This window comes from Ruegeria sp. CDSA193 (assembly GCF_059611885.1).
This window is the reverse complement of the sequence record NZ_JBXWPN010000013.1, coordinates 55,393-67,276: the sequence shown is the minus strand read 5'-3', so window position 1 is coordinate 67,276 and position 11,884 is coordinate 55,393. Positions and strand designations below refer to the sequence as shown.

General features: G+C 57.7%; 9 protein-coding genes. 7 read left to right on the top strand and 2 right to left on the bottom strand.

Annotation, left to right across the window (positions count from 1 at the left end; translation table 11 throughout):
• Nucleotides 1-6: 6 nt before the first annotated feature.
• Together AC2FLG_RS19935 and AC2FLG_RS19930 are read right to left on the bottom strand one after the other, a co-directional pair.
• Entirely contained in the window at nucleotides 7-1,917 is a 1,911-nt protein-coding gene (locus AC2FLG_RS19935; RefSeq protein ID WP_282022264.1) for an ABC transporter substrate-binding protein, read from the bottom strand.
• Complete coding sequence (locus tag AC2FLG_RS19930) at nucleotides 1,910-3,682, bottom strand: ABC transporter ATP-binding protein (protein ID WP_142639379.1); 1,773 nt, start codon at nucleotides 3,680-3,682, stop codon at nucleotides 1,910-1,912. Before AC2FLG_RS19930 ends, AC2FLG_RS19935 begins: the two co-directional genes overlap by 8 nt.
• 200 nt (nucleotides 3,683-3,882) lie before the next feature.
• Here AC2FLG_RS19930 and AC2FLG_RS19925 point away from each other — a divergent pair, with 200 nt between their 5' ends.
• The 7 genes from AC2FLG_RS19925 to AC2FLG_RS19895 all read left to right on the top strand — a co-directional run bounded on the left by AC2FLG_RS19925 (nucleotide 3,883) and on the right by AC2FLG_RS19895 (nucleotide 11,875).
• The gene (locus AC2FLG_RS19925) at nucleotides 3,883-4,413 is read left to right on the top strand and encodes a class I SAM-dependent methyltransferase (protein WP_142639381.1); all 531 of its coding nucleotides are present in this window, start codon (nucleotides 3,883-3,885) and stop codon (nucleotides 4,411-4,413) included.
• Nucleotides 4,414-4,431: 18 nt separating this feature from the next.
• The gene (locus AC2FLG_RS19920; RefSeq protein ID WP_142639383.1) at nucleotides 4,432-5,061 is read left to right on the top strand and encodes a glutathione S-transferase; all 630 of its coding nucleotides are present in this window, start codon (nucleotides 4,432-4,434) and stop codon (nucleotides 5,059-5,061) included.
• 110 nt (nucleotides 5,062-5,171) lie between these two features.
• Nucleotides 5,172-7,574, top strand: a complete 2,403-nt coding sequence (locus AC2FLG_RS19915) for a GcvT family protein (RefSeq protein ID WP_496707684.1) — start codon at nucleotides 5,172-5,174, stop codon at nucleotides 7,572-7,574.
• Nucleotides 7,575-7,576: 2 nt separating this feature from the next.
• Nucleotides 7,577-9,121: a trimethylamine methyltransferase family protein gene (locus tag AC2FLG_RS19910; RefSeq protein ID WP_496707683.1), complete on the top strand. Its 1,545-nt coding sequence runs from the start codon at nucleotides 7,577-7,579 to the stop codon at nucleotides 9,119-9,121.
• Nucleotides 9,122-9,796, top strand: coding sequence for a TetR/AcrR family transcriptional regulator (locus AC2FLG_RS19905; protein ID WP_496707682.1), 675 nt, complete (start codon nucleotides 9,122-9,124; stop codon nucleotides 9,794-9,796).
• The gene (locus AC2FLG_RS19900; RefSeq protein ID WP_282027601.1) at nucleotides 9,793-11,097 is read left to right on the top strand and encodes an NAD(P)/FAD-dependent oxidoreductase; all 1,305 of its coding nucleotides are present in this window, start codon (nucleotides 9,793-9,795) and stop codon (nucleotides 11,095-11,097) included. Before AC2FLG_RS19905 ends, AC2FLG_RS19900 begins: the two co-directional genes overlap by 4 nt.
• A gap of 55 nt (nucleotides 11,098-11,152) precedes the next feature.
• The gene (locus AC2FLG_RS19895) at nucleotides 11,153-11,875 is read left to right on the top strand and encodes a hypothetical protein (RefSeq protein WP_142639393.1); all 723 of its coding nucleotides are present in this window, start codon (nucleotides 11,153-11,155) and stop codon (nucleotides 11,873-11,875) included.
• Nucleotides 11,876-11,884: the final 9 nt, after the last annotated feature.

Here is an 11,884-nt window from a genome sequence, read left to right as displayed (position 1 = left end):
TCCTGATCAGTCGGCGAAAAAGAATTCGTCCGGCCGGTGAATGCCGAAATGTGCGCCGGGTTCCCAGGCCCACATGGCCTGCTCGGGGACGTTGCGCAGGCGGTTCGATACGACGATAGGCTGAGGCGCACCGTTCAGAATGCCAATGGCATAAAGTTGGTCAGCGTGGATTTTCAGCATCTCATCCCATGCGGCCTTGCGTTCCTCATCAGTCGAGGCGACCTCCCAGTTATGGGCCAGTTCCATCAGGCGCTCGGCCTCGGGCATATCGGGTTTCTCACCAACATCGCCTCCGGTCTGATAGTACTGCCCCCATTTTGGCCAAGCCAAAAACACTTGATCGGTAGGGGCAAGATAAGCTGGTGAGGTGTGGTGTTGCGGGATGCCGTCATCCCAGCCGAACCAGACGGACGCCATTGTGCTGCCGGCAAACACCCGGTTGCGCAGAATGTCCCTGTCCAATGGGCGCATAATAAGATCGACGCCAATGTCGCGCCATGTGTCCGTGACGATTTGCAAGGCGTTTTCGACCTCTTGCCGCTCACCTGCGGTTTCGATGACCAGCTCCATCGGGCGGCCATCGGGCAACAGTCGCGTGCCGTCTTTGTCGCGCTCGGTCAGGCCGGCCTCGTCAAGCAGCGCATTCGCCAATTCGATGTCGTACTGTGCCCATGCCTTTGCGTTTTCTTCGTTGAAGAAGGGCGAAGCGGGCAAGACCGACATCGCGGCGGGATGGGCCAGTTTGAAATACAGCGCCTGATTTATCGTTTTGCGGTCGATTGCCAGAGACAGCGCGCGGCGAACACGCGCGTCACGCAAAACGGTACGCCATGCTTCGTCTTCGTAGTTCAGATTGGGGTAAATCGCGATCTGTGAGGCCACCCCGGTTTTCCATAGTAAGGTTTTGTAGTCTCCGCCAGCCTCGCCTTTTTTCAAGATCGAAGCGTCGCGGAACGCCAGTCCGCGCCCCTGTAGATCGGATTCGCCAGCATTGGTTTTTGCAGCAACCAGACCCCCGGCCACGATCTCCATCTCGACCACGTCGATATAGGGAAGCTGCACCCCATGGCTGTCGATGCGATGAAAATAGGGATTGCGAACAAAGTTGTGACGGATCTTTTTGCCCGAACTTGCATTCAACCAGGGCTGCAAGGTTGGCAACTCGTGGTTGTCAAACTTGTAAAGGTTGTCGAGTTTGTTGTGTAAAGCTGCCCAGCTTTTGACGCGGGCATCTTCAACCTGAAAGGCAAGCTTTTCTGCGTCAGCGTATTTCTCGTGGTACTGTTTCAGGAACTCGGAAGGGCGGTAGATGAAAGGCGGGCGCGCTTGTGCCAGAGCCTGCAGGAAGCCGGGGTTGGGATCTTCCCATTCAAACACAACGGTCGTTTCATCGGGGAAGGTCACGGTCGGAGTCTTGCCTTCGACGATCAGAAAATCCGGTGGTCCCGACGGGCTGAGCAGTTCATTATTTGCCACATCCTCCCACCAGTATCGGAAGTCCTCGGAAGTGAACGGAGAGCCATTCGACCATTTGTGACCTTCACGCAGGTTGAGGGTGTATTTGCGGTTGTCGTCGTTCTGGAAGGATTCAAGCAGGTCTGGAACGACCTGATAGGTCTGGTCGAACCCAACAAGGCGGGCATATCCGTAAACCACCATCTGCCGGATGTCTTTGGACCGAGTAATCATTGTGCGCAAAGTGCCGCCCTGTTTGCCGAATTCCCTGCCTTTTGCAGCAAGATCCACAATCAGGGGTTCGGCGGGAATTCGGTCCTGTATGGGCGGAAGGTTCCCCGCATTCACTTCGGTTTCCCAGAAAGTACTTTCTTGCAACTCGGGCATGTCTGCCGTGGCGGGCAGGGCCCATGTTGCGGCCAGCGCAACGGCCAGTAACAGCGGGCGAGTGGTCTTAAACATGGCATCGTACCTTATGGCCGGGCTCCATCTCTACCAATGAAGGTACCACGGAGTCGGTAAATCGGAAGGCGTCATCCCAACTGTCAGGTGAACCAGCACCCAAAGCAACCAAATTCAGGTCGATGGGGCGGTTGATGTCGGGCTCTGGTTGCGCAGCAATCAGTGCCTTGGTGTAAGGGTGACGAGGGTTGTAAAACAGTGTCTCGGGCGGGGCCTGTTCCACGACAAGCCCACGACGCATCACAGCAACTTCGTCGGCAATGCGTGCAACAACCGCAAGGTCGTGCGAGATGAAGAAATACGACAAATTCAGGCTGTCCTGCAAATGTTCCAGCAACGTCAGGATTTGTTCCTGAACCGATACGTCCAGAGCCGAAGTGGGTTCGTCACAGACAATAAGCTGAGGGTCGAGCATCATTGCGCGGGCAATCGACAGGCGCTGTCTTTGGCCGCCGGAAAAAGCATGGGGATAGCGTTTCAGCATATCGGCGTTCAGGCCAACACGTGTCAGCATCTCGGCCGCTTTTTCGCGCTGCTCGGCGGTCGATCCGATACGGTGAATCTCCAACGGTTCGGTCATCGCATCCTGAATGCGCATGCGAGGGCTGAGAGAGCTGTAGGGATCCTGAAACACCATCTGCGCCTTGCGCTGAAACGCGGTGCGCTGGGTCCGGGTCATCTTGTGAACGGTGATTGCTTCTTCATCGGGGGAGGATCGAAACAGAACCTCTCCGCCCGGATCAGGCGGCTCAGCCCCTAGTGCGATGCGGGCGGCCGTAGTTTTGCCCGAGCCGCTTTCGCCGACGATCGCCAGCGTCTTGCCCCGCGCGAGGTTCAGATCGACTCCGCGGCAGGCATAGATCAGGCGTTCGCCCTGCCAGCCCTTGCTGGATCGCATCGTATAGGTTTTCGACACGGCCTTCATCTGAAGGATCAGATCTTCGTCGGGCATCGGGATGCCAACCGCGTCCTGATCCGGAATCTCGGGCGCGGCGTTGAACAACTGTTGGGTATAGGGGTGAGCAGGGCTGGTCAGGATCGGTGCCGCAGCTCCAGCCTCCATCACGCGGCCTTTGTGCATGACCACGACCTGTTCGGCCATATTGGCGACGACCCCCAAATCATGGGTCACAAGGATCAGTGCCATTCCCGTTTCACGCTGAAGCTCTTTGATCAGCCCCAGCACCTGGGCCTGTGTCGTAACGTCCAATGCTGTCGTCGGCTCGTCCGCGATCAGTAATTCCGGTTTGGAAACCATGGCCATAGCGATCATGGCGCGTTGGCGCATCCCGCCGGACAGCTCGAACGGGTAAGAATCATAGGCGCGCTGAGGGTCTGGAAAACCCACGCGTTCGAACTGTTCCAGAACCGTTTTGCGGGCCTGTGCCTCGGAGGCATTGCGATGCAGCCAAAGAACTTCGCTGACCTGATTGCCAATTTTGTGCAGGGGAGAGAGCGAGCGCATCGGCTCTTGAAAGATCATCGAGATCCGATTGCCACGAATGCCGCGCATCTGACGTTCGCTGATCTGGGTCAGTTCCTCCATGCCTTTAGAATCATTCAGAGTAATCGTGCCGCTTCGAATTTGGGCTGCTCGGGGAAGAATGCGCAACGCAGCCCGGCATGAGATCGTTTTCCCCGACCCTGATTCACCCACAAGCGCAAGTGTCTGTCCCGCTTCGACGTCGAAGTTGACGCCTTGAACCACAGACTCTCCGGCACCAAATCCGATGCTGAGGTCCCGGACAGACAACAACGCAGTCATGCGGGTATTCCACCCGTTAGGCCGTAGCTCGGCATAGGCTTGATCAACTCCCTGTGTTTTTTGTCGCAGTTTCGCGCGGTTGTGCCTGTATAGTCAAACCCGTTCTTAGGGTGAAATGTCGCGAAAACGTGAAACTGAGGCCGATTTGCCTACACAATGCCTTGAGGATTTGTCATCACATGCGATGTCGGTCACAGGTTATGTGTCGTCAAATATCAAGGAGAGATTTCCCAGTGCCCGATCCCCAAAGCCGTCTTGACCTGTTCATCGACCGTATGGTGTCGCAGCGTGCCTGCCTGGACCATGCCATTGCACAGACAAGCACCATGTCCGGTCCGGTGTTCGAGCTGGGATTAGGGAATGGTCGTACTTATCATCACATGGTTCAGTACATTCAAAACCGTCCGGTCTATGTGTTCGAGCGCGCCGTGGCCTCCCATCCGGACTCTACCCCGCCCGAGGATCTGGTGATTCTGGGGGATGTGCGTGAGACTCTGCCTGCGGCGCTGGAACGGTTTGGGGCGACGGCCAGTTTGATCCATGCGGATCTTGGCGGCCATAACAGGGACAAGAACGATGCTTTCGCGCGGTTGGTTTCCCCCCTGATAGAACCGTTGTTGGCAGAAGGTGGGCTGATGGTGTCCAGCGACCGGATGTATTTCGAAAACCTGACCGAAATCCCGCTGCCTGAACATGCGGTGGACGGACGTTGCTTTATCTACCGCCGCTAAGCGCGAGAAGGATACCAAATGCTTTTCTATGATTGCACGACCGCTCCAAACCCGCGCCGCGCGCGCATGTTCATCGCAGAAAAAGGGCTGGAGATTGAAACGCGCAATATCTCGATAGCAAAGGCGGAACAGTTGGATGGCGCTTTCCTTGCGGTAAACCCCAATGCGACGATCCCTGTTCTGGTGACGGATGAGGGTGCAACGCTGACCGAAAACCTGGGCATTGCCGCCTATCTTGAGGCGCGCTTTCCCGAACCACCTTTGATGGGACGTACGCCAGATGAAAAGGGGCTGGTCCTGATGTGGAACAGCATTGTCGAGCAGCAGGGTGGAGTGCCTATTGCCGAGGCTCTGCGCAACACCCATCCCGCGTTCAAGGATCGGGCGATTCCAGGCCCTGCGAACTATGCCCAGATTCCCGAGCTGGCTCAGCGCGGCACGGCTCGGGTGGGCCGGTTTTTCGATTTGCTTGAAACGCGGCTGAAGGATAGCGCGTTTGTTGCGGGGGCTGAGTTCACGCTGGCCGATATCTCGACCTTTGTGTTCGTTGACTTTGCCCGCGTGATCAAGATGCGGATTCCACAGGAAAATACCGCGACGCTGTCTTGGTTCGACAAGATCGCATCGCGTCCAAGCGCACAGCTTTAATGCGTTGAAATTGAGTGTCTGAACTTGCTCACTTGCACTGTACAGAAATGTCTAGACAGGTGTGAACAGTATCACTAGCGTCTCCCTCGAGTCATGCAGGGGAGAGCATAATGAAATCTCAGTATCGCGTTGTGGTCATCGGTGGCGGCGTTGTGGGCGCCTCGGTTCTGTATCACTTGGCCAAATTCGGCTGGTCAGATGTGGTCATGCTGGAACGGCGGCGGTTGGCGTCGGGATCGTCCTGGCACGCGGCGGGCGGTATTCACGCGCTGAACGCGGATCCGAACATGGCATCGCTGCAGGCCTATACAATCGACCTTCTCAGCGAAATCGAAAAGGAATCCGGGCAGAATATCGGCCTGCACATGACTGGTGGTCTGACTTTGGCTGGAACGCCCGAGCGGTGGGAGTGGCTGCAGGCCAACTATCGTATCTTCCAGTCCATCGGCATCGATGATTGCGAATTGCTGACCCCACAAGAGGCGCAGAGGCGCTGCCCCATCATGTCGACCGACGGCGTGTTGGGCGCGATGTGGGCCGATCGAGAGGGCTATATCGACACGACCGGTACGGTTCAGGCCTATGCAACTGCCGCCAAGAAACGCGGTGCCGAGTATTACGAGGAGACCAAGGTCGAGGAATTGATCCAGACCGATGATGGCTGGCAGGTCGTGACGGACAGGGGCACAATAACTTGCGAGCACGTGGTCAATGCCGCGGGGCTTTGGGCCAAGCAGGTCGGGCGCATGGCGGGTGTTGAGCTGCCAGTGTCGCCGCTGAAACATCACTATCTGATCACGGATACAGTACCCGAAGTGGCGGCGGCGGATTTTGAGATGCCAATGACCGTGGACCTCGAGGGGTTCACCTATATGCGGCAAGACCAAAAGGGCGTTCTGGTTGGTATCTATGAGGTCGACCATGAACATTGGGCCATGGACGGCGCGCCGTGGAATTATGGCGAGGAACTGTTTCAGGAGCAGCTTGACCGGATCGAGAATGAACTGACGCTGGGCTTTGAACGCTATCCGTCGATCCAGAATGTCGGCATCAAAACCTGGGTCAACGGGGCGTTTACATTCTCGCCTGATGGTAACCCGCTGGTCGGGCCGGTACCAGGCAAGCGCGGGTATTGGACCGCCTGCGCTGTCATGGCCGGGTTCCTGCAGGGCGGCGGCGTTGGCAAAACGCTGGCTGAGTGGATGATCCATGGCGAGCCCGAGGCCGATGCATGGCCGATGGACATTGCCCGCTATGGCGATTTTGCCCAGAACAAACGCTATATTCGTGAAACCACCGGGCAATTCTATTCCCGCCGTTTCGTGATGACTTATCCGAACGAACAGCTGCCTGCCGGTCGTCCGCTGAAGATGGCGCCAGCTCATGACGCGATGACTGGAGCGGGATGCAAATGGGGTGTCAGCTGGGACCTTGAGGTGCCGCTGTACTTCGCGCCGAAAGGGTTCGAAGAAACGCCGACCCTCAAGCGATCAAACGCGCATGACATCGTGGCCAAGGAATGCAAGGTGATCCGCGAGGGCGTCGGCCTGATGGACATCTCTGGCTTTTCCCGGTTCGAGGTCACCGGGCCAAATGCCGAGCTGTGGCTGGATCGCGTGATGGCTTCGAAACTGCCCGCGCCGGGACGGGCCAAGTTGGCACCAATGCTAGGTGAGAATGGGCGGCTAAAAGGGGATCTGACCGTTCTGAATTGGGGCGATGGCACCTGGTGGATCATGGGCAGCTATTACCTGCGCGCCTGGCATATGCGCTGGTTCGACGATCATATGATCGACGGAGTCGAGGTTCGCGATCTGGGCGAGGAGTATTGCGGGTTCGGTCTGGTCGGGCCGAAATCGCAGGAGGTAATCGAAAAACTGGCCGAGCAGGACGTCTCGGGCCTGAAATTCATGGGCTGTGGTGATTTTGATATCGGTCTTGTCAGGGCTCGCGTTGCGCGCATGTCAGTCACAGGTGAAAAAGGCTATGAGATCAACTGCCGCTATGGCGATCACATCAAGCTGCGTCGGATGTTGCTTGAGGCCGGGGCTGATGAGGGCATTCGTGAATGTGGGTTCAACGCGATGCTGTCCACGCGGCTTGAGAAAAGCTTTGGCATCTGGTCGGCTGAATTCACTCAGCTTTACACGCCGGGCATGACGGGTATGGATCGCTGGATCGATTGGGACAAGGATTTCGTCGGTAAAGAGGCCGCCTTGGCCGAACGCGATGGCAATGGTCCTGCGCAGGTTCAGGTGACGCTTGAGGTTGATGCTCTGGACGCAGATGCCAGCGGATACGAACCTGTCTGGTCAGGGGCAGAGCACGTGGGTTTTGTCACCTCGGGCGGCTATGGCCACTATACCAGAAAGTCGCTGGCGATGGCTCTGGTCAATCCAGATAAGGCCGTGCCGGGAACCGAGCTGTCGGTGCATGTGGTGGGGGTCGAACGCCCCGCGCGGGTGATTGCGCAGTCACCCTATGATCCGCAGGGCAAAGCGATGCGGGGCTGACAATGACCAACCCCGAACGTGGACGACGAAGGCGAGGGCGTGGCGCTGATGCCGCGCCTGCGACCAACCGCAAGGTCGACTACCGCCAGCTGAGGAATCCATTCCCGGTGATGGAGGTGTTTCCGGCGGATCAGATCGCTGACATGCACGAAACCGCGCTGCGTTTGTTGCAAGAGTTGGGCATCAAGGTGCTGCTGCCTGAGGCGCGGAGCATTTTTGCCAAAGCTGGCGCGCGCGTTGATGTCGATAGCGAAATGGTTTTTATTGGTCGCGACATGGTCGAGGCCGCCGTTGCCTCGGCCCCGAAATCCATCACCTGCCGAGCCGGTGCGTCGCACCGGGATTTCACTCTGGAGCTGGGTAGCCTTGTGTTTCAACCGGGGGCAGGGGCCCCCAATGCCACCGATCTGGAGCGCGGGCGTCGCCCGGCGACGGGGCAGGATTATCTGGAGTTCCTGAAACTCACCCATCATTTCGACGTCTTTCAAATGATCTCGCCGCAGGTCGAACCGCAGGATGTCCCGACCCCTCTGCGGCATTATTTCACCACGCAGGCGCAGATGGAGCTGACAGACAAGTTGCCATTCTTCTTCTCGCGCGGGACACCGCAGGTGATGGAATGCTTTGAGATGCTGACGACCGCGCGAGGCCTGTCGGATGACGAATTTAGGACCCACCCGCACAGCTATACGATCATCAACACGAACAGCCCGCGCACGCTGGACATACCGATGGCGCAGGGGCTGATCGACTTTGCACGCCACGGGCAGATGTCAATCATCACGCCCTTTACGCTGATGGGGGCGATGGCACCGATCACGGTGGCGGGGGCCATTACCCTGTCCCATGCCGAGGCTCTGGCCGCGCTGACCCTGACCCAACTGGCCAAGCCCGGCGCGCCGGTGTGTTATGGGACGTTCACCAGCAATGTGGACATGAAATCCGGTGCTCCGGCCTTTGGAACGCCCTCGCATTTTCAGGCCTCACTGGCGGCCGGGCAGTTGGCGCGGCATCTGGGCCTGCCGTGGCGCTCGGCTGCGGGGTCGGCTTCAAACATCAATGATGTGCAGGCGGCAAATGAAAACCAGTTTGGCCTGTGGGGGTGCCTGATGGCCGGGGCAACGGTGATCATTCACTCGGCGGGATGGCTAGAGGGCGGATTGACTGTGTCCTTTGAAAAACTGGTCTGCGACGCCGAAGTGTTGAACATGGTGGCCGAGCTGTGCGCCGGGGCGCAGGCTGGCGAAGCTGAAATTGGGTTCGGCTCTGCGCTAAGCGAGGTTGAGCCCAGCGGACATTTCTTTGCATCCAGCCAGACGATGGAACGCTACAATACAGAATTCTACGAGCCACATGTCCATGATTATGCCAATTTCGGCACCTGGGCCGAGCGTGGATCGTTGGACGCAAACAGTCGTGCGACCGGTGTATGGAAGGAAATCTTGGCCAATTTTCAGCCACCTGAGCAAAACAGCGACCAGATAGGCGCGCTGAAAGACTTTGTTGCCAAACGTACCGAAGAGGGCGGCGCGCCGCCGGAGAGTTAAATGAATACGAAACCCATCCTGCACCGGGACGATCCGGAAGCTGAACCGCTGATCGGCAATATCAAGGTCACGCGCGACGACTGGCTGAACGTGGCGTTGGATGTGCTAATCTCGGACGGGGTCGATCAGATCAAGGTGATGAATCTGGCGGAACGGATGGCCGTGTCTCGGTCGTCCTTCTATTGGTACTTCAAATCGCGCCAGGAACTGTTGGATGCTCTTCTGGCACGGTGGCAGGCCACCAATACCGCGGCATTGGTCGCGCAGGCTGAAGCTCCGGCAAAGACGATAACCGGTGCGGTGTGCAATGTGCATCGCTGTGTCGTCAATTCCGACCTGTTTGACACCGCGCTGGATTTCGCGGTGCGCGACTGGGCGCGCAAATCGGGCAAGGTGCGGCGCGCGCTGGACCAGTCTGACGCCCGACGGTTGCTAGCGCTGCACGCCATGTTTGCCCGCTTTGGCTATTCCGAGGTCGAGGCGGAAACCCGTGCGCGCGTGCTGTATTACATGCAGATAGGATACGATCTGGCGCAGCTGAATGAACCGATGTCCACGCGGATATCAATGGTGCCGCATTATCTATATGTCTTCACCGGGGTCGAGCCGAGGCCAGAGGAAGTAGAAGAATTCAGCGCCTATTCGCGCCATCACTGGAAAGGAGAGCCATCATGAGTCAACCAGATGCAATCATCATCGGAACAGGCGTGATCGGGGCGGCCATCGCGTTCGAAATGGCCAAGGCCGGGTGGAAAACCGTATCTCTGGACCGGAACGCTCAGGTTGGCCATGGCTCAACCGCCGGGTCCTGCGCGATCATCCGGATGCATTATTCCACCTTTGACGGCACGGCATTCGCCTGGGAAGGCTATCATTATTGGCGCGACTGGGCCGAGTATCTTGGCCTACCGCAAGGCGCCGATCTGGCCCAATTCCGCGAAACCGGCTGTCTGGTCATGAAAACCGAGGCGAACGGGCTGCTGGAAAAACACATGAAGAACAGCTCCGCGCTGAATTGCCCGTTCGAGGAATGGTCCCCCGAACAGGTCACCGACCGGCTGCCGGTCTATTCGCAGGACAGTTTTGCCCCCGCTCGTCGCATGGATGACCCCGAGTTTGGGCAGCCCAACGGACGCAAGATGCAAGGCGGCGTTTACTGGCCTCAAGCCGGGTATGTCACCGATCCGGCCCTATCCGCACAGAACCTGATGGATGCCGCCAAACAGCACGGGGCCGAAGTGCGGACCGGGGCCGAAGTGGTCGAGATTTTGACTGATGACGGGCGAGTTTCTGGTGTCAGGTTGGCATCGGGAGAAGACATTCATGCGAAAGTTGTGGTTAACGTAGCCGGGCCGGGTTCGGCCATCATCAACGGGATGGCAGATGTTCTGGATGACATGACCATTCAGACCCGCCCCTTGCGCCAAGAGGTCGTTCACGTCCCTGCGCCCGAGGGGTTTGACTTTGAAAATGACGGGACAATCGTGTCGGACAGCGATATCGCCTGCTATTGCCGGCCAGAGCATGGCAACCACATCCTGGTGGGCTCGGAAGACCCCGAATGCGACCCACATCAATGGTGCGAAGATGACGTAACCTATAATCGTGACTTTACCGACCAGTGGACGACGCAAGCGATGCGCTATGCCCAGAGAGTGCCCAGTCTTGGCATTCCTTCCAAGACCCGCGGTGTGGTGGACCTGTATGATGCGTCTACGGATTGGATTCCGATCTATGACAAATCCAGCCTTCCCGGTTTTTATATGGCCTGCGGATCCAGTGGAAATCAGTACAAGAACGCGCCGATTGCAGGCAAGATGATGACGGCGCTGATCGGGTATTGCGAAGACGGCGCGGATCATGACAGTGCGCCGCTACAATTTGAACTGCCCTATATTGGACGCACAATCGATGTCGGTTTCTATTCCCGCAAGCGCCCGATCAACAAAGAAAGCAGTTTTTCCGTTTTGGGCTAGCCGACGCGTCCTGATGCACTAGCATTCACGGGATCGAGTTGAGCCCGGACGCATAATGACCAAATCGAAGAACAAGGTTCTGATCCTCGGCAGCGCCCCCACCGCGCTGCGTGCGCGGGACTGGGCGCGTACGCCGTTCACGCATATCGTCGCTATCAACAATGCCTGGCGGGTCCGCGCAGACTGGGATTTTCTGATCCACCCCGAGGATTTCCCGACCAAGAACATGCCCACATCTGTCAGTGACATCCAGCGTATAGTCACTGCAAATGAATACGTTCCGATACAGAATGGTTTCGGTGGGTTTGTCTATGCCGGGGGAACGATGGCCTTTACCGCCGGATACTGGGCTTTGTCTGCATTACAGCCCTCGGTTCTGGCTTATTGCGGTTGCGATATGATCTATTCCGGACAGGGTCGGACGCATTTCTACGGCAACGGAGCCGCAGATCCGTTGCGATCCGATGTGACCTTGCGACTGCTTGAGGCGAAGTCGGCGCGACTAGGATTGTTTGCTGCGGCGCAGGGCTGTCGCACAGTGCGATTGTTCGAAGGGCCAAGCCGACTGGTTTACCCCTCGGTCGACAGCGAAGATTTGTCTTCGGTCGAGATGCCTTCTACATCGGGGATGGCTGAGATCATACGGTCGGAGTCGGATCTTGGATATTTCGTGGAGTCTGGCCGGTACTGGGAAGTTGAGACCGAGTTCGACCCGCAGAAGATCGATGCCATAGACCAGCGTTGGCTATCGCTCTATCCATCGGCCACTCAACTCTGAATTGCTGTG